Source organism: Paenibacillus sp. FSL W8-0919 (assembly GCF_038003785.1).
GTDB lineage: Bacteria > Bacillota > Bacilli > Paenibacillales > Paenibacillaceae > Paenibacillus_AQ > Paenibacillus_AQ lactis.
On sequence record NZ_JBBOPV010000001.1, the window covers coordinates 3164974 to 3191104 of the forward strand.

Here is a 26131-nt window from a genome sequence, read left to right on the forward strand (position 1 = left end):
CTGGCACGCCTTTACCGCTTCCGGTCTTTTACGAAAAAACCGAGTGCGTCCTTGAGAATTTCATTCGCGCGGCGCAACTCGCCTATTTCTCTTTCTAATTCGATTTCACGCGCAGTCTTATCGGCAGATGCATAAGCGCGTCCGCTCCCGATATGCGCTCCGTCGCCGTGCAGGGTTCTTCGCTTTCTCCATTCCTGCAATGTATAGTAGGCTACGCCTAACTGCTCGGCGGCTTTCTTTGATCCAATCTCATCGCTCAATCTTACTGCTTCTTCTTTGAATGCTTTGTCGTATCGATTCATTGTCTCCCGTCCTCTCGTCAGCTTTCATTTTATTTCATACGAGGGTATTTTTCGACTGCATTTTTATCGTAGCACTCCATTTTTACTGCATGGATGAATTAACAGATGAAGAGCGATTAGAATTTATTTCGTTAATTCATAAGCTCAGAAGTGAACAAAGAAAACGATTGGGAATTGATAAGGTCTATTATTTTTATAATGAAGATACAACACATCACTTTCATTTGTGGATGGTTCCTAGATATGAATGGATGTACCAATTTGGAAATTCAGTAGAATCATTAAGACCGGCATTATTACATGCAAGGAATAATATGAATGACGATGAGAATATGAAGAGTGTAGAAGAAGGGGTTAGCATGTTAAGAGAGGGCATGAGGGATTTTGTGAGTAGCTCAAGGTAACATCATCTAACGCCTTATTCACGCTGCGGGCATTCGCCCTTGGTCCGGACCGATGTAGAAAAAGCCGAGGGTGAATTCAGCCGGACAACTCCTACGAGGCGAAGGCTTCGCCCCGTCCCTCTCGGTCACTTAAGCCTCTCGGATTCGTGAATACAAGAAACGTTAGGCGAAATATCTGCAATAACAAATCTTTAAGGACTTCTTAATAAAGAGCACAGTCTTAAATATCATGACAAATCAGAACTAATTGATGTAGTATGGCCAGACTTTGTGGAGGTAGAAGGTTGCATTTTAATAAAAAAGTACACTGAAGATAATATAAAAATTAATATTGAACATATTATTCACCAGTTTGGGGATCGAACTGGATTTGAAGCAAGTGAAAGTCATGTACATATGATTGATATATCAAAAACCTTTAAAAAACATCCTTTAGAAGGGTTGAGGTTTGCAAAGAAGCTATTAGAAATATGGTCTATTAAACTGAAAATTGATTTTCCAGAATATGAATTTATACTTATCTTAACTTATCATGACGATGACACAATTTTACGTTTTCATAGATTAAGAGAATCAGAGGAGATTTGGATAAACATTAATAATATAGAGGATTTTGAAGAAGGGATCATTATTAGGAAAGTGTAATCAAAGCAGGCAGATACATCGCCTAACATAGTATCTACGCTGCGGGCTTTGCCCTTGGTTCGCAAGAAGTGGTGGGCGGAGAAGCTGAATCAGCTCACAACCCTGCGAGACTAGGTCCACTGGACCCGGCGCATATGCGCCTTAAGCCTCTCGGGTTCGTTAGATACCTAAACGTTAGGTGAAACCCCTGCTAAATACTTGATAAAGGCGGTGAAAGATTGAAGAGGCATCTTTTTATTATACTTTTTCTTTCAGTCTTTGTTTTCAGTTCTTGCTCGAATAAAGAACCAAATAATAGTACACCGTCTGAACCGATGCCTCTTGATCCTTTCCCGATCGAATTAAGTGCTCGACTTAGTATTTATTCAGTTGACGTAGGAAATAAGGAAGCATTTATAAAATTGATAATGACAGTGAATAGGAATACTGAATTGCACAGAAATGTAGAACTTCAATATAAAATTTATTCTCTTCATGATGGGAAACAAACTGAAAAGCTGAATAAAACAATATTGGACGAAGAAATTGACTTACATGTAAAAGAAGAAATAATTGAGGATATTTATTTGACGGATCTTGGCAAGTACAAAATTGAAATTGATGCACAATACGAGTCATGGGGTCAGAATAAGTTTTTTACTCTTAGTTTTGATGAACAAGGAATTAATATCACGCAATAAGATCGGATTTATAAAGATATGTTGTAAGTAAATCAGTAAAGGCAGGGGCATCACATAACAATATGTTCACGCATCGTCGGACAAGCCGCCTCGGTCGCCAGGAGATAAGTCGGGGAAGTGCATTCAGGCGACACATCCATTCACCCAACCGCATCGCGGCAGTCCGAGATCGTGCTGGTCGCACGACTCGTGCAGCTTAGGTGAATGGACGTCGTGAATACAGAAACGTTATAGGAAATCAGCGCGTAATAAAACAATTATTTCTTAGATGATGTCTTTGAGGTGAAGAATATTATGAAACCAATACAAGTTACCTATATTAACAGAGAGACTTAGGATTAGAAAGCTGACTAGAGAAGATTGTGATAATATTTATAGTCTTTGTCTTCAGAGTAAAACAAATGATTGGCCTTCTGGCTGGAATATGAGTAAGGAAGAGGCTTCTAATTTTCTTGACTGGCAGATCAACAAGTACGAACGCTTTGACGTAATCAATGATATGGTCCCTTTAGCCATTGAACTTTTGGAAGATTCAACATTCGTGGGACATTGTCATATTGGTGTTATTGATGAATTGAAAGAGACTGAAGTTGCTTATGGTATATCAAAGCAGCATAGAGGAAATGGGTATGCTACAGAAGTAGCAGTAACATTAACAAATTGGGCAATAGAAACCTTTAATCTTCCATATGTAGTGGCCACAATTTCGGTAGATAATACTCCATCATTGAAAGTTATTGAAAAAGCTGGTTTTATAAATAATGGGATGAAGGAACTTAAGAACTACTGTGATGAAAAAATAGCATTTAACTATTTTAGATTCTATAAAGATGATTTCAATAAATCTAATGAAAGTTGATCGAAGAAGGCGCTAACATCCTATAACACAATATCTACGCTGCGGGCCACGCCCTTGGTTCGTTAGAAGTGGTAAGCAAGGATGCCGAATCAGCTCACAACCCTTCGAAGCTAAGTCCAATCGACCCAGTCGCTGGCGCCCCTTTTTAAGCCTCTCGCGTTCGTAGATACAGGAACGTTAGGCGAAACCGCCAGAAGAATAACGATGAGGTGATCACAATGAAGGTAGAAATCATAGAAACAAAAGATATCACGACATATGTTGGGATTCGAGCAACTGCCTATATCTCTATGCTGGGAGAGAATATAAATAAAGGTTTCCTTGAATTAACGAGAAGAAGGGAAGAAATACCAAACGTTAAGAATCCGAATGTCACCTTTGGAATAACCCCGCCTAACTATAAAGAGAACCAGGGACTGGTGGACTTCTATTGCTGCTATGAAGTTGAGCCATTCAGTAAATTGCCCAATGAGATGGTACATATCCATCTACTTCCTAGAACTTATTCATTAACACACTACGTTGGTCCGATTAGTCAGACAGAAACTGCATATGAGTATACTTCAAGATGGATACATAAAAATGGATATACGTATGATGATGTGGCATATTACTTTGAGAAATACGATGAGAAAACAATAATAGAAAATGATAATGAGAAGAATGAAATCAAGATATATTGTCCAGTAAAAAAGATATAATGAGGGTATTTCAGGGCGGCATCTCCTAACAACGCCATTCACGCTGTCGCCCCCTCGGTCCACTGGAGGCATTTCGGGGAAGCAGCTTCAGTTCAGCGGACAACACCTGCGAGGCGAAGTCTTCGACCCGGCGAGGCGACCACTTCGTTTTATCGCCGTGGAAGCTTAAACCTCTCGGGTTCGTGAATGCATAAGACGTTAAGTGAAATTACTGCAATCAACATTACAGACCTTATATAAAAAATATTCAACAAAACCAATAAAAGCGTTATAAATTGAGTTATACTGAGGTAAGAATTAAGTAAGGAGCCATGCTGGAACATGACTTCTAAGCACAATAACTGCATAAAGAGCAGTCGGCCACGTAAGATGGGTCGGAAATAGACCGTTATCCTAGCCAGGGCGGTCTATTACTTTTTCATGTAGGTGAGCAATGCCAGAATGAACATGCCGAACATGAACATTAAGGAAAATGCATTTTTGACCTCCATGGGCATCACCTCCCTTCTGGGAGATTAGCCGACCGCCCTTAAATCCGTAAATTGTACTAGAGAATTTTAACATAGAGGACATGATGAAATACTACTAAAATACTATAAATAACTAGAATACATAAGAAAAAATATATCTGTAAAACTTATATGAGAATGTAATACAGAGAAGGCAGAAACATCACTTAACAATGCATCTAAGCTGCGGGGCATTAGCCCCTTGGTTGCCAGAAGCAAGCCCATAGGCGTATATTCAGACAGCACGCGGCCCGACCTAAGATAAGAACTATCTCAGGCCGGGTCGCGTCATAGATGCGGTGGCGAGATAAATAATCAAAACGGAGACTTGAAATGATTGGAATAGTAAGGCATTTTAAGGTCACATATAAACCTGAGAACAAATGGATGACAGCTAAACAATTTAATAATTGGGTAGAAGAATATGATAAAGCAGAAATACAAATCGCAAATAATATTAGTAACGATAGGAAATGGGATGTATGTTATTGTAGTAACCAATCTCGAGCAACTAGAACGGCCAAGGTAATTTTTGATGGTGAAATTATTATTACTGATCAACTAAGAGAAATAGGAATTACAGCAGTAAGTAAATCAAAAATAAAACTTCATCTCACTATTTGGCTGATCCTAGCTCGAATAGCTTGGTTTTTGTCGCATAAGTCACAAGAAGAGAGCAAGTTACAAACTCTTAGTAGAGCTAAGCTGATATTAGATGAAATAGAACAAAAATATTCAGAAACAAATGTATTAATAGTAAGTCACGGAGCATTTATTAAAACTTTAACAAAAGAGTTGGATCGCAGAGGGTATAAGGGGAAGGTAGATATAAAGCCTAGAAACGGGAAATTATATACATATAATAAACAATAATTTGTTAAGTAACTCGAAGAAGCGCCATACATCATATAACAATATAATCTCGCATCGGAACCTGTGACTCCTCCGTCCGCGAGAAGTATCGGCAGGGTGGTAGATTCAGCGGACACATCCGAACCGACTAACCGCATCGCGGCCGCTGCTGGCTCAGCCTTAAGTTGGTGGGAGGTCGTGAACACGGAAACGTTATCAGAAATTAACGACATCTAAACCATAAAAATATCGAACGATTGTTCTTCACCCCATTGGGAGATAATGGTACAATAGGAAGGGCAATTGAATCTTGGGTGGGCATGGTTTCCCTTCGAAAGGAGGTGAATCCATGCAAGTTAAGGATGCACTGACGATCATGTTTCTATTTGGATCGTTTATTCTTGCCCTTTTAACATACCTCAATTCCAACAACAAGAAAAAGTAAAAACCCACCAAAAGTTAGCGCCCAGGTGGGTTTTTGTTCCTATTCGACTCAGAAGGGGAGTCCCATCCAAGCCAATTGTCAAGCCGAGTGTTTGCCGCACTCGGCATCTTTAAAAGTATGATAACACAATTGGAAAAAGAAGTGAACCTGGAAAATACATAAACGAATAAAGCGGAACCTGGTAAAAAATTAGATAATCACCCCTTATTTGAGGACAGCCGCAAAGGAGCGTTAACTCCGTCTAACACCGTATTTACGTTGCGGCACCTTCGTTCCCTGGGGCCGCCCGGGGTTTATCAAGGAAGTGAATCAGGTGGACAACCCTGCACTAAGCGGAACTAGTCCACAAATCTTAGCGGAGGTTATTATGTCAGGTCCGATTATTGTAGTACCCTATAATCCTTCTTGGAAAGAAGAATTTAAAAGTATTGGTTTAGAGATTCGACAAGCACTTGGCGAGCTAGCTATTCGAATAGATCATATCGGCTCAACTTCTATTGAAGCGCATCGCGGCCGTTCCCTGCGGTCACTTAAGTCGGTGAGGGGTCGTGAACACAGGGACGTTATGCGCCATTACCGGTAAATATTATGGATAATATTTAAGGAGATCGTTTATGAAGAGTAAGATACTCTTATTATTTTTTATTACGATCGTGTTTTCATCTTGTCAGAATATTAGTCAATCGACTACCTTGAACAGCGAAACTAAATCAATAAAGAATTCTGAACTGCCTTCCGATGTGGTGAGTACAGGTAATGAAACAGAATCAAAAAAAATATCTGAAGGTCGATCAGATCCTGCTAACAATAAATTGTTATCCATGAGCATTGGGAACTATGAATTGACTGGGGAATTTTATGATGAAATGCTTCGAAATCCTATAGATCATGATTATGAAGTGGAATTTAATGAATTTCAAAATTCCAAAGAGATTACAACATTGGGATGGGGGGCGTTGGAAAGCAAATATGCAGAGACTTGGGATAAAGAGTTGAATCAAATATATAAGAAGCTTCTTTCTAAGTTGGATAAAGAACCAAGAAAAGCACTAATTGAATCGCAAAAAGAATGGTTACAGTATCACTTAAGGGAAACAAAATTTGTAGAGAAGACATTTATTAATAATGGTAACCTTGGATCACAAGGATCGGTAAGCCTAGGCAGGGTTATACGGGAGAGAATTAGGGAAAGAACAATGCAATTATTTGAATATCGATATTTGCTAGATGGTGAAGTTGAGTTTTTATACCAAAGTGAAAAATAGAGTTGGAATCTTGATCAAAGGTTTTTAGGTTATCGGTAATCAGCGCAACGATAATATGAATAACCCAACCGTGGTTTTATTATTGGAGGATAACAGTCATGTCTCAAGTCATACTAAAAAAGATTACTTCTGAGAACTGGAGAGAAGCTATTGAATTATCTGTAAGTGTGGAACAACAAAGATTTGTTGCTTCGGTAACACCTCCCGCTGCAATTGCTCTTGCGAAGGCTTATATCAGACCGGATGGTAGGATAGTAGAACCTTATGGGGTCTACAAACAAAATCAAATGGTAGGCTTCTTCAATTTGCACTATACACCTGCTAGTAAAGAAGATTATTGGCTCTTTCATTTTTTTATTGATCAAAGGTTTCAAAGAAAGGGAATAGGAGCAGAAACGATAAACACGCTAATTAATTTCATTAAAGAATTTCATCCTAATTGTCATCGCATTAGATTAACAGTGCATCCTAACAATGATGCCGGAATAAAATTTTATACAAAGCTTGGATTTACTTCAGAAAACACTCTTACGTATGGTGAACCTACATACTCTATTGTATTTTAGATTTATTTTAAAAATAAATTGACACCCAATGACAGTCTTGAAAGTTGATTCAAAGAAGTTATCTGAAAGATTGGCAAAAACATTATAGTGTTCATCAGATCATTGATTGGAGAGTATTTTATGAGGCGCCTGGTAATCATGACGGTTGGAAAAACGCATAGTGGAAAGACCACTTTTGCTAAAGAATTAGAATCTGTATTACAACAAGCCGTTGTTATTGATCAAGATAATCATGCTGAATTTATTAATAGCCATTATAAGAAACTTCGCCCTATAGAGGGTCCTAACACTTTAAAGTTCTCTGTAACTAATGCGATTGTTAAGTACGCTATTGAGGAAAGCAATTTCCACATTATCTTGAGTAATTCCAATTTAAGTAAATCCGGAAGAACAAATGTACTCCGACACTTTCAGGACAAAGGATTTGAAAGCATTATCGTTTACTTTGATCTACCAACAGATTTACTGAAAGAACGTGTAATAAAAACTCAAAGAAGTAAAGCTATATTTAGAAGTGCTTCGAGCTTTTTGGAAGTATTGGAGAGACAAGAAAATTCGACATTAATACAACCTAGTAAAGATGAAGCGAATTATCTATTTGACATTAAGGACTCCAGTAGTACCATGGAAATTATTCAACAAATAAAAGTTATTAGTGAATTTAGATAATTCGAAGAAGGCCGATCCATAAGATAACCAACATATTCATGCTTCGAACCTAGTGGCTCTCGGGCCGGTGGGAGTGAATAAGCAAGTAAGCAAAATCACCCGAACACATCCATCTCCCTGTGATAAGAGCCATCTAAAGGAGATGGACGTCGTGAATACAAGAAACGTTAGATGAAATCTCCGGAAAGAGCATTGTAAGACAGATAAGTACAACTTTAGTTTCAGTAAGTCAAACAAGAAACAGCATTACTTAAATTATCTTGTTTGCATGGGGCTAGATCCAAATATTAACCTTCTTACCCTTTACTCTTTTTTCTTTATTCTTGTGCCCAGTATGATGAAAGCGGCATAGATTAAGATGGCAATTGAATCGATTAACGTATTCGTAAGTGCCGAAGTATCGTAAAATGCCGTTACACCGAGAATGACCAACAGACGAATGAGTAGAAGTGACGCCAAAATTAACGCAGCAAACCGGATCTTCGATTTCTCGCTTTGAAATGACAGGATAATGAATACTATGCCGAAAGCCAGATTTTCAGCGGTGATAATGTGCCAGATATACGTAAATGTTATCCGTGCATTCAAGGCTAAATCATTTACCAAGAGCGTCGGCAGTACAACGGATTGCCCGTTCCATGCGTGCGTAACAGCAAAAAGTATGGCAAGAACGCCAGCAATCAAGCAATAATAATTTTTAATTTTGATGTCCATCACAATCCTCCTTAGTTATTTCAGGTTCCTTCTTGTGAAGATCCCGGTAAATCTCCCGAACGAACACTGCCAGCTGCTGGTCATTTTCATGGTTAAAGTCCCTTAGTGTTTTAGCTGCTACGTCGAGTAACTCACTGACCTTTTCAAGATGTGCGATTTTCTTGAGTGCTTCTGCCTTTTTGGTTTCAAGGAAGTCAGCGACCTCCTCACAATACGCAGGATCTATACTCTGCATTCGGTGGAACTGAAACTTCCCCTTGATTTCTTCTAGTGAAAAGTCCGCATACTGCATGATTTGAATATTCATCAAATCGACGATATCGTCCCTCGAATACTTGCGATAAGAATTATGTCCCCGAGACGGTGATACGACTCCAATCCGGTCATAATACCGCAGCGTATCCTTCGGGATACCAAGCATTCGTGAAACCTCTTGTATAGAATATTGTTTTTCCATATCTTCAGATTAGCATTGGAGTAAACTCCAATGTCAATCGTTTTTTCTGTCTTTCGCATGCGGCATTCATGCAATCCATGGAACTATTCTGCCAGTTATCTTAATGAAAAAAATAAATAAAGCTGTTTAACAAAGTCTAAGAAGTGAAACAAGAAGGAGAATGGGATACAATTCCAAATAGAGGCAGGAAATAGCATGTTTTGAAATCTCGGAGATTAAATCAATATCCAGGGAAGAGGTGGCTGAATGAAATTTTCATTCGAAGTTGGACATTCAGAAAAGCATATTGTGGAGTTTGAATTTAATCAATTCTTAGGAAACCTGAGTATTAAAGTGGACGGAAACGATAGAATCAATGATTTTAGAACGTTCTCATTTAAATTGACTAAAACCTATGAATTCGAAGTTGGAAATGAAGAAAAACACCAAGTTAAGATTGAAAAAATCAGAAAGCTGGTACTGGCTGGATTTAGAAAGACAAAATATAAAGTTTATATTGATGGAATACTAGACAGAGAATTTGAGGGGAGATAAAGGATATTCACGCAGCAGGCCTTATGCCCCTTGATTCGTCCGATCCCAATTATGGAGGATACCTTTAACGACACACGAGCTGGCCTAAGAAAAGAGCGATCTAAGGCTGACTCGTGCCATGAAATACAGTAAGGTTAGGCGAAATCCAAAAAAAGTGTATTATTAAAATCATTCGAGGAGGTATGAATGTTGATAGAATGGAAAGCTGTATTTATCGATCGGGATGGAACCATTGGTGGTACAGGACATTTCATGCATCCACGAGATTTTACATTATTTGAAGGGGCTCAAGAAGCGATCAATAAGCTCAAAGATGCAGGTCTTAAGGTATTTTCATTTACCAATCAACATAGGATATCACGTGGACAAGCGACAGTCGATGAATTCCGAAAACAGTTTTATTCATTTGGATTCGATGACTCCTTTATATGTCCTCATGGTCCTGATGATGGTTGTAATTGCAGGAAGCCAGGCTCTGGAATGCTCCTCGCAGCTGCAAAGAGATATAAATTGGACTTAACAAGATGTATAGTGATAGGCGACGTCGGTGATACCGATATGCTGGCAGCACATGCTGTCGGAGCAAGTAAGATACTGGTAAGAACCGGGTGGGGCGAAGGATCCTTAAACGCGTATAGACACAAATGGAAAGAAACTGAGCCGAATTACATTGCACGGGATCTTAAAGAAGCAGTGATATGGATTCTCGGAAGCAACTCATAAAAGGCAGTAGCATCTTCTAACAACAAACTCACGCATTGGGCCAGCGCTGTCCTTCGGTATATACCTGATGAACTTGAAGTAATTATCGGGTTCTCTGATAAGGTTAGTGTTTGGGACTTATATTAAGAACATTCAGTAAGTACATTTTGAAGGTTGCTATCATGGCGGCAGATATAGTTGACAACCTACTCATTCAACCGGTTTGTGGTCAGCTTAGGTCTTCCTGTTCGCACGTCTCATGCAGCTAAGGGTGAATGGACATCGTGAATATGGAAAACCTATCTGAAGCACCCAAATGCCTTTAAAGTATCTCCATACCTTAAATATGGAATTTGTTGTAGAATAATAGAGAATCTTATTAAACTCTGAACAATAGGGCTTTCACAGGGAGCAGGTATGGTAAAGAATTGAATCAAGGCAATTATAGAATGAATCTCATCAAGCCACTGAAGTTTGATCAGTGGTTATTTTATTGTTTGCCGAACTCATGCACATACTCCCGCCCAAAGAGAAATACGGTTGTCTTCTTATAAACAATTTCATATAAGTGGCTATAGCATAAGAACCAGGATAAGAATGTGGTATCTACCATCGCGATTATTAGGTCTTTACATAACAAATAACAACGGACATATAAAAAGGGAGAGAAACAGATTGAATAAAAAGCGAGCAATATCTCTCGGCAATTTGGTATTTTTGATTCCAGTCATTTTGTTAAGTGTGTTCATGTGGAATGATTACAAGAGATACATTGATGAGTATAAACCTTCCTTTGAGCGCATCTATATGCTGGATGAGGGGAAGAAATTAATTGGCTTGGCAAAACACCCGGTTGGAGAGCAGTATGATGTTTATCTTTTTGATCCCGATAAGGAAAACTTAATTACAGATACTACGATACATACCAATTTCCAAGCCGGGCTGGGGCCGGCGACTTATCAGCAAGATGGAATCATCATCCCGACCTACGACGATTCATACGGGCTGCAAATCAATTACTTCCATTCAACTGGCAAGGTTGAAGAGTTGGCTCAGGGAACGATGCACCTTCCACCCTCATGGAGTTCAAATGTTTACGCCTGGCGTGGCAGACTCATTGTAGCAGGGGAATCGCCAAATTCAGAATGGTACATAGCTCAGGTGAAGGACGGAAAGCTGAATAAAGTGAATTTAGGCGAGAAGGATCAACTTCCGTCCAGACCAGTTCGAATAGATGAAGTGCACGGGAGCTTTAAGAACGACCAGGCAGTTCCCGTATTTACAGTGAATTTAAAGGACGATAGAACGGCATTTGTCAGCGGGATATTAGACAAAAACGGTGATTTATCCGTGCTGCTTCAGAATAAGGATGAAGGGACGTTTGCTGCACAGGATCGGGCTGGCGCCCGCTTCGCCAAAGTCTTTGGGTTCAATAACGCCAAGTTGGTACGCGAAAATGGGAACTATCCTGAAGAAGCATCATTTTATAACGCTAACGAGAATCATTGGGGAGCTGCGGTTCCAACGCCAAAGCCGGTATATCAAGCTTCCGTATTCCTGTTGAATGACGAAGAAGTTCTGATTGCCGGATCTACTGCAGAAGATGAATTAAATGGATCCGTTATAGGATATGTTTTCAATGAGAAATCCGGACAATTTCAAGATGCCTCTGCTCTTCTGGAGCAGCTGTCCTACGAGAATTTGAAAAATAGCGATACTGAATTTTATAAGAATTTAGGCAGTGACGTCCTTTACTATCGCGGTGGAGATCGAACGGCAGGTTATGTTGAGATGGAACTCCAGGAAGCTAAGGTTCTATCAAGCGATCAGGTCGAGAAATGGTTGCTCACAGAAGCCGAAAACAAAGTCTCGATTCAAAGTTTCTGGAATTATTATAAGCAAGGCGGAGCGATTGTTATTAACTGGTCGGTCTGGGTCTTCATCATTCTACTCACATTCCTAAGCGTCGCAGTCGCCCCTCGCATGTTGGCGGGATCAAGAATGAAAAAAATGAGAGATGGCCAGCATATTCAGGGCCGGATTATAGATATGGAGGAATCAGGCTTATATGTGAATGAACAGCCACAGGTCCGATTTATCGTTCAGTTCGAGGATGAAGGTCGGATGAAAGAGGTTGAAATCAAGCAGGTCATCTCCTATCTGAGTCCTATTCAAATTGGAGACACCGTAATGATCAGTTACGACCGAAAGAAGCACAAAGCTGTATTTATCACAGAGGAGGATCTTAAACATGCAGCGCAGTCGTCTAAACCGGTCATCATTGAAAATGTGATACTTACTCGTATTGAACCACATGGGAAAGTGAACCGGGGGCAAGCCCTTAAGCTTTACTTCACAGCCGAAGGACGGGATTATACCGTACCGGTCGTTCAACCTTTCGGATTTGAATATCGTACGGGTGAAAGAGCGAAACTCATTTTGATTCAGGGAATGGCGAGAATTTTTAGGTACGGCGGAAATGGGAGCACGGTTAAGGAAACGGACCAACTCTCTCTTCAGGGCGAAGTGATCCATGTGCAGAAAATGCCGATCATTATTGAAAATAAGCAGCTGATGCTTCTGGAAGTCATGATTTCGAGAGGGGCAGACCGAATCCGTAAAGCCAATAGTCTCTTTGTACCTGAAAATTTGTCGGTGAATGTGGGCGCCGTCATTCCGGTTAACATGCAGAAGGAAGATTTCCAGAGAGAAACCCGTTTACTTCAAGGCAAGCAAGGTGCGGCTAAGGTTCTCTCCGTTCATTATGACGGAACGCAAGGGGAACGGCCATTGGCCATGATTACCGCAGAAAAAGACGGAATTACCTACCACATTAAACAGACTATTGAACCAGTATATGGTGTAGTGGTGGGGGATGAGTTGTGGATTGCTTACGATGAAGGTACGCAGGAAGGCATAATTATTAACTATTCTTCATAGTAGTCAGATAACTTGAAAACAAAAAGCTATAAAACAGACAAATAAGCCTGCCGCTGTGGCAGGCTGTTTGATTTGTTTAACGGAACATACATGTAAAAGCTGAATTAGCAAAGTGGAGTGCTACGATAAAAATGCAGTCGAAAAATACCCTCGTATGAAATAAAATGAAAGCTGACGAGAGGACGGGAGACAATGAATCGATACGACAAAGCATTCAAAGAAGAAGCAGTAAGATTGAGCGATGAGATTGGATCAAAGAAAGCCGCCGAGCAGTTAGGCGTAGCCTACTATACATTGCAGGAATGGAGAAAGCGAAGAACCCTGCACGGCGACGGAGCGCATATCGGGAGCGGACGCGCTTATGCATCTGCCGATAAGACTGCGCGTGAAATCGAATTAGAAAGAGAAATAGGCGAGTTGCGCCGCGCGAATGAAATTCTCAAGGACGCACTCGGTTTTTTCGTAAAAGACCGGAAGCGGTAAAGGCGTGCCAGCTCTATACGTACATCCGTGAACGACGGGATCGATGGACCGTCAAGGAGATGTGCGAGGTACTTGCTGTCAGCGAATCGGGCTACTACCGTAGCTTGAAGCCCTCACCCAAACAGGAGCGGCAGCAACTTCTTCTGGTCAAAATCAAAGACATCATTGGAGAGCATGAAGATAACCGAAATTACGGTGTCCAACGTATTCTGCTAGCGCTGTCACAAAGAGAGATCACGACCAGCTACAGCACCGTCTACCGAATCATGAAGAAGCATGGCCTGCTGAAGAAAGCCAAGCGTCATCCAAACGGCATTACACGCGAGGATGCCACAGCTCAAAAGAGCGAGAACCTGATCCAGAGAGACTTCAGATCCTCAGCACCCAACCAAAAGTGGCTATCGGATATCACCGAAGTCCCTTGTTCAGACGGCAAGCTATATCTGTCCGCGGTACTGGATTGTTTCAACGGAGAGATCGTGGGCCTCGCCATGGACGTCAACATGTGCAAGCACCTCTGCATCCAGGCCTTTGAGAACGCCTGTAAAGCAAGAAATGCTCGCGGAATGATTTTTCATAGCGATCGAGGCAGCCAATTCACGAGCAAGGCATTCCGAGAGCGTCTAGCTAAGCGAGATGCCATTCAGAGCATGAGCGGCACAGGGCGTTGCTATGACAACGCAAGGATGGAAAGCTTTTTTGCTACGCTAAAGAAAGAAAAGCTGTACAAGATCAACACGGAGCGCTATCCGATGGCCTATGTTAAATCGATCATCTTCAAATACATCATGGTCTACTACAACAGACAGCGGATCTACACCTCTAATCCAGGGGGATGGCCCCCAGCAATTTATCGCGAAAGAATGCTGTCGCAAGCAGCTTAGTAACGGGATTTCTGTATGAGGGTGTTTTCAAACTGCACTTTTTTTGACAACTCCAAAGTATTGAAATACAGGAACATATACCTGTGAGATGCCGCAGATGTATAATCATGTTAATGGAAAACACAAATGGCTAATGCACTTGTAATTAGGTTCATAGATGCTGGGAACATTAACAGAAATTAATGTAAGACAAGAATGAGACGAACTAATTCAGAGGTGCGAGATGAAGAGAAAATATGCTAACCGTTTAGATTGGAAACGTGTTTTAAAGAGAGATTATATATGCAGGTTTTTCGATGACGGGGATTTTAAAGGGCATATATCATTAATTCGTATTCACGAGGTAAAGGAACCTCTAGTAAGAAGAATAGGCGGCCAGGAAGTTTGTCTGGTTGATAATGGGTACTACTGGATGCAACACTTTCCTATTGGCTCTAATTATTGTGTTACAACAATGCTCAGTGAGAAAAAAGAAATCGTTCAATGGTATTTCGATATATCCAAGAACGTAGGGATTAATGAGCGAGGTATACCTTTCTGGGATGATCTTTATCTAGATCTAATTGTCTTTCCAAGTGGTGATTTCTGTATAAAAGATGAGGATGAGTTAGAAGAAGCCATAACTAACAATCAAATCACAGAAGATGAATATATTCTGGCCAACCATGTGATGACAGGTTTAATCAAAGAAGTTGAACCAATGGAAAACACTATTTTAAAGAACACTATAAAACATTTTAATCTTATTTCCAGGTATCTCAGAGACAGTATTAGCAATTGATAACATCGTATTCACGCTTCAGACCGTTCGGCCATTGGATTTCCTGGAATACGTCCCAGTCGTTTTGCTCCTTGAAGACTCTTGGGTCCGTGAATACAGGAACGATAGATGATGTGACCTAAACCACTAAAGGAGAAAGTTCTATGCCTCAGTTTCCTGAATTAGAAACAGAAAGATTTGTGCTAAGACAGATAACAAAAAATGATTCCGTAGATATATTTCAATATTTTTCATTGGATGAAGTAACGAGATTTTATGATGTGGAGAGTTTTACGAACATAAGACAAGCAGAAGAACTAATTCAAAGATGGAATGAAAGATTTGAAAGAAGTCAAGCCATTCGTTGGGGTATCACTCTGAAGTCGTTAAACAGAGTAATCGGAACATGTGGATTTCATGGCTGGAAGAAAAACCATTATAAAGCTGAAATAGGATATGAATTAGCGCCAGAATATTGGCGTCAAGGTTTTATGACCGAGGCAATTGAAAAGATAATTGAATATGGATTTAATGATCTAGGATTGAACCGAATTGAAGCATTTGTAGAACCAGAGAATGTGGGATCAAGAACGGTATTAGAGAAAGTCGGTTTTAGAGAAGAAGGGTTATTGAAGGAACATTATTTTTGGAGGAATCGGTTTGTTGATAATGTCATATATGCATTTCTTAAGAAAGACTATAAAGTGCATTAGATAGAAAGCAAAGTCAATTCGCCTAACATTATATTCACGCATCCGAGTTTTTTGACTCCTCGGTCTGCTTGTAGCGATCGTCAGAGAAGCAGGCTCAGGGGATACATTTGCGCCGTGGCCGGACCCTGGTGGTGCTTAAATCGGTGGAACGTCGTGAATACGGGATGCCGGGATTAAAATGTTTACATACCAGATCTCAAGAAACTGTTCAACTACAATATAACCATTGCCAGAATGTATATTATTATTCTTCGCAACCTTTATTATTAATATTTTGGGTGGTGTAAATATGGAAGTATTAATACGTGAAATTGAAGTAAGTGATTATCCCGAGGTAGTATCGTTATGGATTAATGTGTTAGGAAACCGCAAGGTTAATATTGATAATTTTTCAGTGACGTTAGAGAAAATGAATAGAGATGGGAACTATAAGACATTTGTAGCATTATTTGAAAATAAAGTGGTTGGTTTTATTTCAACGGTGCACGCGTTATCAATTGGAGATGAATTTGGTTACTTACACATCCAGGGCCTTGCTGTGCAAAAAGGGCTTCAGAATAAAGGAATAGGAACAAAATTGCTTAAATATGTTGAGGATTATTCCAAAAGAAAAGGAATTTCAAGCATAATCTTATGTAGTGGATTCAAACGCACGGATGCCCATGCTTTTTATGAACATAATGGTTATGACAAAGATTCATACTGCTTTGATAAAGCGCTTTGACTTCCATTAATAAGTTTGGTGGTAGAGCAAATTGAAGTATAAGAATATGTATTGGAAGAGAGGTAGAAGAAATGTACACACATAAATCGATTGAAACTATTGGAACTCTCACTATGCTAATACCTATTTTTATCTCTTTTTTGGTTGCATCCCTAATTTTATTTTTTATAATGATAATCCTTAAACAAAAAAATAAAATGATTAACGGTTTCACGGTCCTTAGTTTGTCAGCGATTTCGATTCTAGTTTCTGGCCAACTTTTATATAGTAGTGGGATCATTGTTGACGAGATTGGATTAAATGGAGACCCTGCTTTATTTTATAGTTTTTTAGCAATTACAGGTATGGGGATAATCAATCCGATCATCTATTTTTCTACACAAGGAAAATCAAACAAATAACTTAATTAACGTATGGGAATAGTGTTAGTTCACAAAAGAAGTATAGAGGGATCTAAGGCAGGCTCGCTTCGTGAATACAGAATTTTTGAGAAATGTCTGTTTCAGAAAATTACTTAGGCGGGGATAGTTGATGGGACTCGATTATGGTTTTATCGCAGTTATTCCTAAAGAAGAAAAAGACAGATTATTTGAGTACATAAGAAAGCATGGAACAATAGATGATGGTAACTGTGCTTGTATACATTTTGACTTGGACTCATTCATCTTAAAGTATCTTGAAGGGGGCTACGATTGGACCCCACATTATGACTAAGCTCAAGTTGATTATTTTATTGAGCCTGATGGAAAAGCAAGAATAGGGTGCATTTATATTAGAGCGTTTTATGTCCGTTATGAACATTTTAAGGAATGATTATAACTGAAATTTGCATTGGTTTGCGTTTTGATAAGGAAGATGAAGTCTTATATTTAATACAACAATACTACATAAATTAAAAAGATGGTAAAATGTAGGGTTTATATGGTGATGAAGAAAATATATAAACTCTGACGTAAGGAGAGAAAGCATATTGGGCAAGAAGAAAAAAACCTTACCAAGAAATTTTGACGAGCTAATCGATGCAGGCGATATAGCGGCATTAAAAGAGGTATTTACCAAATGCGAATGGGATGCCCGCGGCGGCTACAGCAAATCAACGGCCTTGAGCTTTTTCAATATTCCGGATGAATTGGTTCGATGGCTCGTGGAACAGGGGGCTGATCTAAATGCTAGGGACAATTACGGAAGAACGGCTTTACATAAACATGCCATGAGCTGGAACGGTAATACTGAATTGCTTATTGATTTGGGTGCAGACATAGAAGCCGCTGATTATCAAGACGAGACCCCTTTATTTGCAGCCGCCAGTTCATTTAAATCCAAATCGGTTCACACGTTGGTTACTAAAGGCGCAAACATTAACGCAAAGAATAAGATGAGACAGACTCCATTAGAAAAGGCTTTGGCAACGTGCAGGAATGCGGATATTGTCAGTATGGCGGAGGTTGCCGAGCTTTTGCTGAACGCTGGAACAACGGTAACGCCGAAAATGAAAGATTCGATTAATCGAATCGGAAACGACTTTGAATTTCACAGAGAAGGGTTTAATAAAGAATATTTGAGTCAGACCGATGAGGCACTTCTACGACTATATGAGTTATTTGATGTTCCCCCAGTAAAGAAGCGAAAGACGCATGACGGCGTCTCTACGATAACCGTATCAACCAAGGGATGGCAGGCGCAGCATCATGAACTTTGGAATTTACTTATACCTTCAAAGGGCCACGCGGCAACCGTACAAGGTGAAGTTATCCGGATTACGGGTAAGGTGTCTTACGAAATTTTAGATAATGGCGGTATAAACTGGGATAATCATTTTCGTAAAATGCTCAGTAGTTTGATTCATTACTTTAGCCTGGGTATACCGTTAAATCCCGCTTCACTTCAGGAGGCAGTAACATTAGCAAGGGAGCTTCAAAGCGGGAATGGAAATGATGAACCTGCAAGATTGTGCGAGCTGGCAGTTCATTGGGTGCTCAACAATCCAACGCCTATAACATTAGAACAGCCTGGCTATAAACGATAACATTATCGAAGGAGCAGTGAAGATGCTTTCAGAAAAAGTGATCAATTATTGCAAAAGCAAAAACTGGTGGTTTGAAGACACTACAGAGGAATATGAACACGCATTAGTAAAGTTAGGGATCGATTTGGATTCAGATTTTGCAGCGTTTTATTTGCATGCAGAGGATGGGCCGACTTTCTTAAGTAGACGACGTCAAATCTATCAGATTTGTTGGTTTATGATCAATTCTTCGGATTATAGGTTAGGCATGGAGAGAACCCATGTTGTTTTAAAGCTGCCTCAAGAGTATATTCCGTTAGATAACTTTGAAGGGGAGTTTGGCTTTTTTTATAATAAGAGCACTGACGCAGTGTTAGGCTTAGGATTAGGCCAGCAGATGGCGGATTTTTTTGCTGGTACATTGGATCCGCAATGGAAAAGCTTTAACTCCTTTCTAGAGTGGTATTTTGAACTGACAGACTCGAGTGTGACTATATAGAAAAAAAGGTCGTCAGCCACGCTGCACTGGAGCTACTCTGATGATGGAATGCTCTAGAGGAGGCATGACGGCCTCTTATTATATGTAAGACTTCGCTTTCTCAATATATCTGTAGATTTTCAAATCCATCCCATGATCTTTCTCATCGGGGTTTTCAATGTGAAATCGTTCAATCGTTCCTTCAATCTCAGGATCTCGTTCATTGAATATAGCCTGACTTTCATCTAAACGTTTGGCTAAAGCTATAATCTCTTCATTTTCGGGAGGGACTCCCTCTTCAAATCCTTTGATTAGTTTGGAGACGACTTCATTTGACTCCCTTCTTAATCGCTTAAATTCCTCCAGTCCCAACTCATTTTTGACTTGTTCTATTCTCTTACTAAGTCTTTCCTGTTGCTCAGGTGTAAAGTAATCCCATACGCCCATGTCAGTCTTGCCTCCAATTCATGAATTTTTAGGAAATCGATCAGAGTTAATCGACAAACTGTTGAATAACATATTGTATGATTGTATATTAAAAAAAATTAATGACCTATTCAATCATTGATAATATTCAGATCTGTCGCTTAATCGATAATTGCGATAAGAACTGTAGATTTTCTCAAAAAAAATCAGAGGTGGATCGGTATGGCTGAGAAAATGGATCGACGAAAGGTAAGAACAAAAGCACTATTATACAAAGCTCTCATAAAGGTGCTGGAGGAAAAAGGACCCTCCCGTATTACCGTTAGTGATATAACGGAGAATGCCGGTTTAAACCGCAGCACCTTCTACTTACACTATACAGATGCAATCGATTTACTCGAACGGGTGAAGGCTGACATATGGGCGGGCTTGTCAGAGAGGATGAAGAATCTGAATCCTTACAACTATCTCTCCTACGCTGTCAAAAATGAACCTGATCCCGCAATGGTGAAGGTTATCGAATATTACGGCGAGCACGCCGATTTCTTCAAGGTTATCCTTGGTCCTAATGGAGATCCTGCGTTTGCCGTTCGAATTAAGGAATTTTTGAAAGAACACCATCTCTCCAAAATCCTCGATATCCGACCTGATTTGGCCGACACGATCGTTCCGAAGGACTATATGATTGCTTACTTGGCTGCCTCCAATCTCAGCATTCTTCTGAACTGGATCGAAACTGGAATGCAGCAATCTCCACGAACCATTGCACTTATGATTACCAGTATTCTGAGCAGCGGGTTGAATCAATTGTACGGAATTTCCCATAATAATGGATCTGGTCCAGTAAAGGCATAAGCCTTTAATCCGTTTATCCGGATCCAAATGATTAGATGGGTGATTCGAAAAGGGGATTGCTTCAGTTAACATGTTATTAACACATTCTTCTAATAATTTAGTAAATATACCGAGGGAGATTTCAATGAAGATAAGGAATTCATCCAAGGCTAATCATACATAATAATAAATTACTTGTAACCAAGCTAGAAGAAAAGAATGAAGTATTTTATTTATTGCCTGGAGGAGGGCAAAAACCTGGCGAGATGCTTAAAGAATGTCTGGTCAGAGAATGTACAGAGGAAACAGGATATGAAATAGAGGTCCATGAATTGCTATTTGTTAGGGAATGCTTTCTAGATGAAGATATTCATAGAGTTGAATTTATATTTAGTGGGATTCTGAAAGAATCTGGTGTAACAGATGGGGCAGTAATGGACAAGAATCAGATAGGAATTGAATGGATAGAAATTGAAAACATAATGGAAGAACCGTTGTTTCCTGTAGGAATCAGAAGTCTTATTAATTCTTATAGTAAAGGAACCCACATAAAAACATATTTAGGGGAAATTTTATAGAATTTCAAGGAAGACCGGAGCATCATCTGATACCTATTTAATGCCTGAACACATTTATTTTTTGTGAGGAGGAACATTATGTTCTTTTTACAAATGTCAGGGTTTCCGGGATCAGGAAAATCAACATGAGCAAAACAAATATTTAAACAAACGAATGCAGTTATAGTGGATCATGATGTCTCTAAAACGGCACATTGACCTTTGTACTAAATAAAGGAATTTACGCATTGGAAAAGGCATCAGACAGATGGACTCTGAGAGGCGGGAGCGAGGCGTTCATAGCAGACACCTTGGCATTTTCCAGGTCTTGTGAATACGCAACGTTCAATGAGAATAGATATTATCGCGATCGGAGGGATTGTTATGATAGCAGCAGTTATAGGAAGTGTGGCTTTTTTCATCGCATCCATATTATATATTCTTCTTGCATTAGGATTGCCCTATGGAGAGTTTGCCATGGGAGGTAAATATAGAATTATGCCGACCCGCATGAGATATATGTGTGCCTTTTCTGTATTGATTCAATGGTTTGCAATATTGATCCTGTTACAAACAGCAGGACTTATCCCCTTCATATTCTCAAGTGGAATTACAAAAGGGCTATGTTTCTTCTTTGCTGTATATTTATCCATCAATTCCGTAATGAACGCTTTATCTAAAAGTAAAAAAGAGAAGTACATCATTACACCGTTATCCGTGATTACGGCCATATGTTTTTGGGTCACCGCTGTTCTTGCATAGTGCCATAATCACGCTAAGGGGCTATCGCCCTTTGACTGCCAGATGTATAATCATGGAAGAAGCTCAGACAACAAACAACCCAGCCTAAGATAAGAGTAAGAGTATCTAAGGCTGGGTCTTTTCGTGGAAACTGTAATCCCCTCGTAAGGAGAGTGAACGTTTTGAGATTGGGCCAAACCTTTTTGCAGACCAGAAAAAGGACCTTAAAAGACTTAAATTATTCTACCGACAAGGCAAAATTAAATGTAAGTACAGAGGGCTATTTTACCTTTTATCATTATACTTATGAAGGAAATATCCCAAACATCATGGCTGAAGGTCTGTGGGCACGACGTGAAGTAGCTTGTCCTGATCCACCGGAAGAGTTAATCGGATGTCATCTTGTTGAAGGTTTTATTGATCCTCTGCCGGCATGGTTAACCGAAAGCCAATATTACAATGATTTGGGGTACGAGCTTACAAGAAAATATATTGGGGACGTGTTGCTTGAGATTTCTCTTCCAATGGCGGATTTCCCAATATATATTGCTGACTATGCTCATATCCTTGAATGTAAAATGATTGAGGAAGAAAAAGGGATAGGGATTGGTTTTGAATATGACTGCAGTAATGGTAGAGAATGCACACAAGCCTATGTGAATTCCTATATCGATATACATGAATACATCGATCAACACCATGCCCCGATAGTTCAAGTTGTAAGGCTGGGGGAAGGCATTGCTATACCGAGCGAGTTCATAGAAATAAGTAAAATTCAACCTCGGAAGTAACCGAGGGGCTGCAGCTGAGTTTGGAGGCGGCTATGGAGAGAAGGAAGTGGGATCGCATTGGTTAGTAATGAAATACTTTCGCAAGCGGCTGGTGCTTTCGGATTTGATATGCATTCATTAGAGTTTGTAAGTAACTCAACAAACGAGGTATACAAATACATTAAAGGCAATAAGAGCTACTTTCTACGTTTGTCGGAAAAACCAGTCGAATACGAAATGATGATTCAGTCCGAAGTTCATTGGGTTCGGTATTTGGCTGAGAATGGTGTTCGCGCCTCATTACCAATCCAAACATTAGAAGGAAGCCTAACGACAAGTTGCAGAGATCATGAAAAATGCTTTATAGCAGTTGTGTTTGAAGGGGCTTTTGGAAAGTTCTTTAATGAGTCCCCGAAGTTATGGGGACCGCATTTGTTTTATAGATGGGGCTCGACAATGGGACTCATGCATAGATTAACAAGATCGTATGACCCAGGTGAACCAGAGCTAAAAAGGATGGAATGGAGACCAGCGGAGATCAATAACCCGCATTTACATAAAGGTAACTATTCGTTACTTCTTGGGAAACTTTTATCCATTGAAAAACAATTAGCGTCTCTGTCTAAGAACAATGACTCCTATGGATTAATTCATAATGACTTTCATCCCTATAATTTTCTCATTCATCAAGGGGATATCACGGTATTTGATTTTGATGATTCATTGCACGGTTGGTTTGCGCTTGATATCGGAATCGCAGCGGCACACGCTGTATGGTGGGGCTCACATTACCAAGAATGGGGATCGAAAAATGATTTTGCCAAGCATTTTCTATCTTCGTTTTTAGAGGGTTACTTGAAGAATAACAATTTAGATTATGAATGGATTCGAAGAATTCCTTTATTTATGGAATATCGAAATATCAGTTCTTTTTTCTTGTGGCTTGGTCACTGGGATGGGAATGAAGATAATCTATCTATATTTCAAAAGAATGCTATTACTGAAGCAGTTAAGTTCATCGAAAGAGATATGCCGTTTGAGGGATGCAATATTGAATTGTAGATGATGAGGGGGATTCGATGAACTCTCGGAGGCATCATCTAACAATATATTCACGAAGCACAAGTTATTTTTAGTGTTCAGAATTTCTTTGGTGGTGAGCGCAATGGAGCAACATATAAAAGAACTGATGAATGAGCATATACTTGAGGATGCTGCGAAGTTTTTTGGAATAGATTTGTCAGATTTAAAGTATATCGGTGGTTTTCAAAACTTTGTCTATGAATATCCTAAGAAGGATAAGCTATATATTTTAAGAATAACGCATAGTTCCCACAGGCATTCAAATCATGTATGTGGGGAAATAGAGTGGGTCCAATATCTTTATAATAATGGAGTGTCTGTAAGTAAACCAATCGCGTCCAAAGCTGACAGATATGTTTGGAGTGCTACGATAAAAATGCAGTCGAAAAATACCCTCGTATGAAATAAAATGAAAGCTGACGAGAGGACGGGAGACAATGAATCGATACGACAAAGCATTCAAAGAAGAAGCAGTAAGATTGAGCGATGAGATTGGATCAAAGAAAGCCGCCGAGCAGTTAGGCGTAGCCTACTATACATTGCAGGAATGGAGAAAGCGAAGAACCCTGCACGGCGACGGAGCGCATATCGGGAGCGGACGCGCTTATGCATCTGCCGATAAGACTGCGCGTGAAATCGAATTAGAAAGAGAAATAGGCGAGTTGCGCCGCGCGAATGAAATTCTCAAGGACGCACTCGGTTTTTTCGTAAAAGACCGGAAGCGGTAAAGGCGTGCCAGCTCTATACGTACATCCGTGAACGACGGGATCGATGGACCGTCAAGGAGATGTGCGAGGTACTTGCTGTCAGCGAATCGGGCTACTACCGTAGCTTGAAGCCCTCACCCAAACAGGAGCGGCAGCAACTTCTTCTGGTCAAAATCAAAGACATCATTGGAGAGCATGAAGATAACCGAAATTACGGTGTCCAACGTATTCTGCTAGCGCTGTCACAAAGAGAGATCACGACCAGCTACAGCACCGTCTACCGAATCATGAAGAAGCATGGCCTGCTGAAGAAAGCCAAGCGTCATCCAAACGGCATTACACGCGAGGATGCCACAGCTCAAAAGAGCGAGAACCTGATCCAGAGAGACTTCAGATCCTCAGCACCCAACCAAAAGTGGCTATCGGATATCACCGAAGTCCCTTGTTCAGACGGCAAGCTATATCTGTCCGCGGTACTGGATTGTTTCAACGGAGAGATCGTGGGCCTCGCCATGGACGTCAACATGTGCAAGCACCTCTGCATCCAGGCCTTTGAGAACGCCTGTAAAGCAAGAAATGCTCGCGGAATGATTTTTCATAGCGATCGAGGCAGCCAATTCACGAGCAAGGCATTCCGAGAGCGTCTAGCTAAGCGAGATGCCATTCAGAGCATGAGCGGCACAGGGCGTTGCTATGACAACGCAAGGATGGAAAGCTTTTTTGCTACGCTAAAGAAAGAAAAGCTGTACAAGATCAACACGGAGCGCTATCCGATGGCCTATGTTAAATCGATCATCTTCAAATACATCATGGTCTACTACAACAGACAGCGGATCTACACCTCTAATCCAGGGGGATGGCCCCCAGCAATTTATCGCGAAAGAATGCTGTCGCAAGCAGCTTAGTAACGGGATTTCTGTATGAGGGTGTTTTCAAACTGCACTTTTTTTGACAACTCCAGTTGAGGTTCTGGAACTTGATAACTCCTATTTCATTATTACTTCGTTTGAGAAGGCACCGGGAAAGAAGATTTTTTACCCTGAGTGTATGAATAATGATCCCCTCTCAGAGATGTGCGGGGAACTAACAGGACAAATTCATAAACTATCAAGAACATATGTACCAAGCAGAAAAGAATTCATGCGTCATGATTGGACGGAGAACTCTTATTTAAAGGATATAAAGAAATATATTCCCTCGAATCAGGATCGTGTGTTTGAAAGTTTCAAGCAACTCACTAGTCAGATAAATAATTTAAAAAAAGAAGATAAATATGGACTTATTCATGGGGATATTAATGTAGGAAACTTCTTTATCGATCATAATAAAATGACGCTTTTTGATTTTGATGAATGCCAATATAGCTGGTACGAAGAAGATATCGCAATTCAAATTTTTTACATGGTTTATGTGGTGCTTAATGATTCGATACCGGAACGGAATAAACAGGCCAGGAAATTTTTAAAGTGTTTTCTTAAAGGATATGAACGATACAGAAATATTGATGATGAATCATTAAATAATTTGAGTTTATTTCTGCGACTAAGGGAGTTTATCGTTTATATCGGAATGTACCGGAGTTTTGATCTTTCAAATTTAGATGATTGGACTAGTACTTACATTGCTGAGAGCCAAGAAAGATTGGAAGAAGGAGTGCCAATAGTCGAAGGGATCTTTTAAGGATTTCTTGGGGGCGCCAACTAGATATAACAATTTATTTAC

The 26131-nt window shown here is 40.0% G+C and carries 35 protein-coding genes and 2 pseudogenes; 32 read left to right on the plus strand and 5 right to left on the minus strand.

What is annotated here, in order from left to right:
* Positions 1-11 precede the first annotated feature (11 nt).
* On the minus strand, positions 12-302 hold the full coding sequence (locus NST44_RS14065; RefSeq protein ID WP_007130931.1) for a transposase: 291 nt from the start codon (positions 300-302) through the stop codon (positions 12-14).
* A 77-nt stretch (positions 303-379) separates the two neighbouring features.
* Here NST44_RS14065 and NST44_RS14070 point away from each other — a divergent pair.
* From NST44_RS14070 to NST44_RS14090, 5 genes and pseudogenes are all read left to right on the plus strand, one after another.
* Positions 380-706, plus strand: a pseudogene (locus NST44_RS14070) (HIT family protein); the annotation flags it as partial.
* 270 nt (positions 707-976) lie between these two features.
* The gene (locus NST44_RS14075) at positions 977-1351 is read left to right on the plus strand and encodes a hypothetical protein (protein WP_244152624.1); all 375 of its coding nucleotides are present in this window, start codon (positions 977-979) and stop codon (positions 1349-1351) included.
* Positions 1352-1569: 218 nt separating this feature from the next.
* Positions 1570-2031: a hypothetical protein gene (locus NST44_RS14080; RefSeq protein ID WP_167324073.1), complete on the plus strand. Its 462-nt coding sequence runs from the start codon at positions 1570-1572 to the stop codon at positions 2029-2031.
* Positions 2032-2368: 337 nt separating this feature from the next.
* The gene (locus NST44_RS14085) at positions 2369-2890 is read left to right on the plus strand and encodes a GNAT family N-acetyltransferase (protein ID WP_279615606.1); all 522 of its coding nucleotides are present in this window, start codon (positions 2369-2371) and stop codon (positions 2888-2890) included.
* A 218-nt stretch (positions 2891-3108) separates the two neighbouring features.
* Positions 3109-3591 (plus strand): GyrI-like domain-containing protein, encoded by a 483-nt coding sequence (locus NST44_RS14090; protein WP_007127788.1) that lies wholly within the window; start codon positions 3109-3111, stop codon positions 3589-3591.
* Between the two features lie 410 nt (positions 3592-4001).
* Here the strand turns inward: NST44_RS14090 and NST44_RS14095 are convergent, their stop codons facing one another.
* On the minus strand, positions 4002-4088 hold the full coding sequence (locus tag NST44_RS14095; RefSeq protein WP_340901438.1) for a putative holin-like toxin: 87 nt from the start codon (positions 4086-4088) through the stop codon (positions 4002-4004).
* Positions 4089-4433: 345 nt separating this feature from the next.
* Between NST44_RS14095 and NST44_RS14100 the strand changes: the two genes are divergently transcribed.
* The 6 genes from NST44_RS14100 to NST44_RS14125 all read left to right on the plus strand — a co-directional run bounded on the left by NST44_RS14100 (position 4434) and on the right by NST44_RS14125 (position 7897).
* Positions 4434-4973, plus strand: a complete 540-nt coding sequence (locus tag NST44_RS14100) for a histidine phosphatase family protein (protein WP_007127789.1) — start codon at positions 4434-4436, stop codon at positions 4971-4973.
* Positions 4974-5301: 328 nt separating this feature from the next.
* Positions 5302-5397 (plus strand): competence inhibitor ComI, encoded by a 96-nt coding sequence (comI, locus tag NST44_RS14105; protein WP_007127790.1) that lies wholly within the window; start codon positions 5302-5304, stop codon positions 5395-5397.
* Between the two features lie 367 nt (positions 5398-5764).
* Entirely contained in the window at positions 5765-5980 is a 216-nt protein-coding gene (locus tag NST44_RS14110) for a GrpB family protein (protein ID WP_085978398.1), read from the plus strand.
* A 31-nt stretch (positions 5981-6011) separates the two neighbouring features.
* Complete coding sequence (locus tag NST44_RS14115; RefSeq protein WP_007127791.1) at positions 6012-6662, plus strand: lysozyme inhibitor LprI family protein; 651 nt, start codon at positions 6012-6014, stop codon at positions 6660-6662.
* A gap of 98 nt (positions 6663-6760) precedes the next feature.
* Entirely contained in the window at positions 6761-7228 is a 468-nt protein-coding gene (locus NST44_RS14120) for a GNAT family N-acetyltransferase (RefSeq protein WP_007127792.1), read from the plus strand.
* A gap of 120 nt (positions 7229-7348) precedes the next feature.
* Positions 7349-7897 carry an ATP-binding protein gene (locus NST44_RS14125; protein ID WP_007127793.1) on the plus strand — a complete coding sequence of 183 codons (549 nt, stop codon included), beginning with the start codon at positions 7349-7351 and terminating at the stop codon, positions 7895-7897.
* Between the two features lie 303 nt (positions 7898-8200).
* Here NST44_RS14125 and NST44_RS14130 read toward each other — a convergent pair whose 3' ends face one another.
* Together NST44_RS14130 and NST44_RS14135 are read right to left on the minus strand one after the other, a co-directional pair.
* Positions 8201-8611, minus strand: coding sequence for a hypothetical protein (locus NST44_RS14130; protein ID WP_007127794.1), 411 nt, complete (start codon positions 8609-8611; stop codon positions 8201-8203).
* Complete coding sequence (locus tag NST44_RS14135; RefSeq protein WP_050953983.1) at positions 8595-9068, minus strand: MerR family transcriptional regulator; 474 nt, start codon at positions 9066-9068, stop codon at positions 8595-8597. The genes NST44_RS14130 and NST44_RS14135 overlap by 17 nt, the downstream gene beginning before the upstream one ends.
* A 246-nt stretch (positions 9069-9314) precedes the next feature.
* On the opposite strand from NST44_RS14135, the gene NST44_RS14140 reads away from it, so the two are divergent.
* The 11 genes from NST44_RS14140 to NST44_RS14190 all read left to right on the plus strand — a co-directional run bounded on the left by NST44_RS14140 (position 9315) and on the right by NST44_RS14190 (position 19312).
* Positions 9315-9602, plus strand: coding sequence for a hypothetical protein (locus NST44_RS14140; protein WP_251537687.1), 288 nt, complete (start codon positions 9315-9317; stop codon positions 9600-9602).
* A gap of 186 nt (positions 9603-9788) precedes the next feature.
* The gene (locus NST44_RS14145) at positions 9789-10325 is read left to right on the plus strand and encodes an HAD-IIIA family hydrolase (protein WP_251537686.1); all 537 of its coding nucleotides are present in this window, start codon (positions 9789-9791) and stop codon (positions 10323-10325) included.
* A 654-nt stretch (positions 10326-10979) separates the two neighbouring features.
* A complete protein-coding gene (locus NST44_RS14150; RefSeq protein ID WP_340899969.1) occupies positions 10980-13244 on the plus strand; it encodes a hypothetical protein in 2265 nt (754 codons plus the stop codon).
* Between the two features lie 192 nt (positions 13245-13436).
* Positions 13437-13727, plus strand: a complete 291-nt coding sequence (locus NST44_RS14155; protein WP_007130931.1) for a transposase — start codon at positions 13437-13439, stop codon at positions 13725-13727.
* 23 nt (positions 13728-13750) lie between these two features.
* On the plus strand, positions 13751-14611 hold the full coding sequence (locus NST44_RS14160; RefSeq protein ID WP_138919336.1) for an IS3 family transposase: 861 nt from the start codon (positions 13751-13753) through the stop codon (positions 14609-14611).
* Positions 14612-14834: 223 nt separating this feature from the next.
* A complete protein-coding gene (locus NST44_RS14165) occupies positions 14835-15392 on the plus strand; it encodes a DUF402 domain-containing protein (RefSeq protein WP_340899970.1) in 558 nt (185 codons plus the stop codon).
* Positions 15393-15535: 143 nt separating this feature from the next.
* Positions 15536-16084 (plus strand): GNAT family N-acetyltransferase, encoded by a 549-nt coding sequence (locus NST44_RS14170; RefSeq protein ID WP_340899971.1) that lies wholly within the window; start codon positions 15536-15538, stop codon positions 16082-16084.
* A gap of 289 nt (positions 16085-16373) precedes the next feature.
* On the plus strand, positions 16374-16808 hold the full coding sequence (locus NST44_RS14175) for a GNAT family N-acetyltransferase (RefSeq protein ID WP_340899973.1): 435 nt from the start codon (positions 16374-16376) through the stop codon (positions 16806-16808).
* A 71-nt stretch (positions 16809-16879) separates the two neighbouring features.
* The gene (locus NST44_RS14180) at positions 16880-17209 is read left to right on the plus strand and encodes a hypothetical protein (RefSeq protein ID WP_007127802.1); all 330 of its coding nucleotides are present in this window, start codon (positions 16880-16882) and stop codon (positions 17207-17209) included.
* A gap of 569 nt (positions 17210-17778) precedes the next feature.
* Positions 17779-18834: an ankyrin repeat domain-containing protein gene (locus NST44_RS14185; protein WP_340899975.1), complete on the plus strand. Its 1056-nt coding sequence runs from the start codon at positions 17779-17781 to the stop codon at positions 18832-18834.
* 22 nt (positions 18835-18856) lie between these two features.
* The gene (locus NST44_RS14190; protein ID WP_007127805.1) at positions 18857-19312 is read left to right on the plus strand and encodes a hypothetical protein; all 456 of its coding nucleotides are present in this window, start codon (positions 18857-18859) and stop codon (positions 19310-19312) included.
* Between the two features lie 78 nt (positions 19313-19390).
* On the opposite strand, the gene NST44_RS14195 is transcribed toward NST44_RS14190, so the two are convergent.
* Positions 19391-19738 (minus strand): TipAS antibiotic-recognition domain-containing protein, encoded by a 348-nt coding sequence (locus NST44_RS14195; protein WP_007127806.1) that lies wholly within the window; start codon positions 19736-19738, stop codon positions 19391-19393.
* A 201-nt stretch (positions 19739-19939) separates the two neighbouring features.
* Here NST44_RS14195 and NST44_RS14200 point away from each other — a divergent pair, with 201 nt between their 5' ends.
* The 10 genes and pseudogenes from NST44_RS14200 to NST44_RS14245 all read left to right on the plus strand — a co-directional run bounded on the left by NST44_RS14200 (position 19940) and on the right by NST44_RS14245 (position 26089).
* Complete coding sequence (locus NST44_RS14200; RefSeq protein WP_007127807.1) at positions 19940-20572, plus strand: TetR/AcrR family transcriptional regulator; 633 nt, start codon at positions 19940-19942, stop codon at positions 20570-20572.
* 155 nt (positions 20573-20727) lie between these two features.
* Complete coding sequence (locus NST44_RS14205; RefSeq protein WP_244152639.1) at positions 20728-21129, plus strand: NUDIX domain-containing protein; 402 nt, start codon at positions 20728-20730, stop codon at positions 21127-21129.
* 78 nt (positions 21130-21207) lie between these two features.
* Positions 21208-21321: pseudogene (locus NST44_RS14210) on the plus strand (AAA family ATPase); the annotation flags it as partial.
* Between the two features lie 171 nt (positions 21322-21492).
* Positions 21493-21870 (plus strand): hypothetical protein, encoded by a 378-nt coding sequence (locus NST44_RS14215; protein WP_340901439.1) that lies wholly within the window; start codon positions 21493-21495, stop codon positions 21868-21870.
* Positions 21871-22022: 152 nt separating this feature from the next.
* Complete coding sequence (locus NST44_RS14220; RefSeq protein WP_340899976.1) at positions 22023-22640, plus strand: hypothetical protein; 618 nt, start codon at positions 22023-22025, stop codon at positions 22638-22640.
* Between the two features lie 57 nt (positions 22641-22697).
* Complete coding sequence (locus tag NST44_RS14225; protein ID WP_340899977.1) at positions 22698-23681, plus strand: phosphotransferase enzyme family protein; 984 nt, start codon at positions 22698-22700, stop codon at positions 23679-23681.
* Between the two features lie 103 nt (positions 23682-23784).
* Positions 23785-24105 (plus strand): hypothetical protein, encoded by a 321-nt coding sequence (locus NST44_RS14230; protein ID WP_340899979.1) that lies wholly within the window; start codon positions 23785-23787, stop codon positions 24103-24105.
* A gap of 34 nt (positions 24106-24139) precedes the next feature.
* Positions 24140-24430, plus strand: coding sequence for a transposase (locus tag NST44_RS14235; RefSeq protein ID WP_007130931.1), 291 nt, complete (start codon positions 24140-24142; stop codon positions 24428-24430).
* Positions 24431-24453: 23 nt separating this feature from the next.
* Entirely contained in the window at positions 24454-25314 is an 861-nt protein-coding gene (locus tag NST44_RS14240) for an IS3 family transposase (RefSeq protein WP_138919336.1), read from the plus strand.
* Positions 25315-25480: 166 nt separating this feature from the next.
* Positions 25481-26089 carry a phosphotransferase enzyme family protein gene (locus NST44_RS14245; RefSeq protein WP_340901440.1) on the plus strand — a complete coding sequence of 203 codons (609 nt, stop codon included), beginning with the start codon at positions 25481-25483 and terminating at the stop codon, positions 26087-26089.
* The last annotated feature ends 42 nt before the right edge of the window (positions 26090-26131 follow it).

What these genes read in the sequence shown, in the direction of transcription:
- NST44_RS14180 (WP_007127802.1), top strand. Translation starts at nt 16,880, where the DNA reads ATGTACACACATAAATCGATTGAAACTATTGGAACTCTCACTATGCTA.
- NST44_RS14130 (WP_007127794.1), bottom strand. Translation starts at nt 8,611, where the DNA reads ATGGACATCAAAATTAAAAATTATTATTGCTTGATTGCTGGCGTTCTT.
- NST44_RS14095 (WP_340901438.1), bottom strand. Translation starts at nt 4,088, where the DNA reads ATGCCCATGGAGGTCAAAAATGCATTTTCCTTAATGTTCATGTTCGGC.
- NST44_RS14155 (WP_007130931.1), top strand. Translation starts at nt 13,437, where the DNA reads ATGAATCGATACGACAAAGCATTCAAAGAAGAAGCAGTAAGATTGAGC.
- NST44_RS14170 (WP_340899971.1), top strand. Translation starts at nt 15,536, where the DNA reads ATGCCTCAGTTTCCTGAATTAGAAACAGAAAGATTTGTGCTAAGACAG.
- NST44_RS14135 (WP_050953983.1), bottom strand. Translation starts at nt 9,068, where the DNA reads ATGGAAAAACAATATTCTATACAAGAGGTTTCACGAATGCTTGGTATC.
- NST44_RS14110 (WP_085978398.1), top strand. Translation starts at nt 5,765, where the DNA reads ATGTCAGGTCCGATTATTGTAGTACCCTATAATCCTTCTTGGAAAGAA.
- NST44_RS14090 (WP_007127788.1), top strand. Translation starts at nt 3,109, where the DNA reads ATGAAGGTAGAAATCATAGAAACAAAAGATATCACGACATATGTTGGG.
- NST44_RS14200 (WP_007127807.1), top strand. Translation starts at nt 19,940, where the DNA reads ATGGCTGAGAAAATGGATCGACGAAAGGTAAGAACAAAAGCACTATTA.
- NST44_RS14195 (WP_007127806.1), bottom strand. Translation starts at nt 19,738, where the DNA reads ATGGGCGTATGGGATTACTTTACACCTGAGCAACAGGAAAGACTTAGT.
- NST44_RS14235 (WP_007130931.1), top strand. Translation starts at nt 24,140, where the DNA reads ATGAATCGATACGACAAAGCATTCAAAGAAGAAGCAGTAAGATTGAGC.
- NST44_RS14215 (WP_340901439.1), top strand. Translation starts at nt 21,493, where the DNA reads ATGATAGCAGCAGTTATAGGAAGTGTGGCTTTTTTCATCGCATCCATA.
- NST44_RS14165 (WP_340899970.1), top strand. Translation starts at nt 14,835, where the DNA reads ATGAAGAGAAAATATGCTAACCGTTTAGATTGGAAACGTGTTTTAAAG.
- NST44_RS14065 (WP_007130931.1), bottom strand. Translation starts at nt 302, where the DNA reads ATGAATCGATACGACAAAGCATTCAAAGAAGAAGCAGTAAGATTGAGC.
- NST44_RS14145 (WP_251537686.1), top strand. Translation starts at nt 9,789, where the DNA reads ATGTTGATAGAATGGAAAGCTGTATTTATCGATCGGGATGGAACCATT.
- comI (WP_007127790.1), top strand. Translation starts at nt 5,302, where the DNA reads ATGCAAGTTAAGGATGCACTGACGATCATGTTTCTATTTGGATCGTTT.
- NST44_RS14120 (WP_007127792.1), top strand. Translation starts at nt 6,761, where the DNA reads ATGTCTCAAGTCATACTAAAAAAGATTACTTCTGAGAACTGGAGAGAA.
- NST44_RS14245 (WP_340901440.1), top strand. Translation starts at nt 25,481, where the DNA reads ATGTGCGGGGAACTAACAGGACAAATTCATAAACTATCAAGAACATAT.
- NST44_RS14125 (WP_007127793.1), top strand. Translation starts at nt 7,349, where the DNA reads ATGAGGCGCCTGGTAATCATGACGGTTGGAAAAACGCATAGTGGAAAG.
- NST44_RS14115 (WP_007127791.1), top strand. Translation starts at nt 6,012, where the DNA reads ATGAAGAGTAAGATACTCTTATTATTTTTTATTACGATCGTGTTTTCA.
- NST44_RS14140 (WP_251537687.1), top strand. Translation starts at nt 9,315, where the DNA reads ATGAAATTTTCATTCGAAGTTGGACATTCAGAAAAGCATATTGTGGAG.
- NST44_RS14175 (WP_340899973.1), top strand. Translation starts at nt 16,374, where the DNA reads ATGGAAGTATTAATACGTGAAATTGAAGTAAGTGATTATCCCGAGGTA.
- NST44_RS14190 (WP_007127805.1), top strand. Translation starts at nt 18,857, where the DNA reads ATGCTTTCAGAAAAAGTGATCAATTATTGCAAAAGCAAAAACTGGTGG.
- NST44_RS14100 (WP_007127789.1), top strand. Translation starts at nt 4,434, where the DNA reads ATGATTGGAATAGTAAGGCATTTTAAGGTCACATATAAACCTGAGAAC.
- NST44_RS14230 (WP_340899979.1), top strand. Translation starts at nt 23,785, where the DNA reads ATGGAGCAACATATAAAAGAACTGATGAATGAGCATATACTTGAGGAT.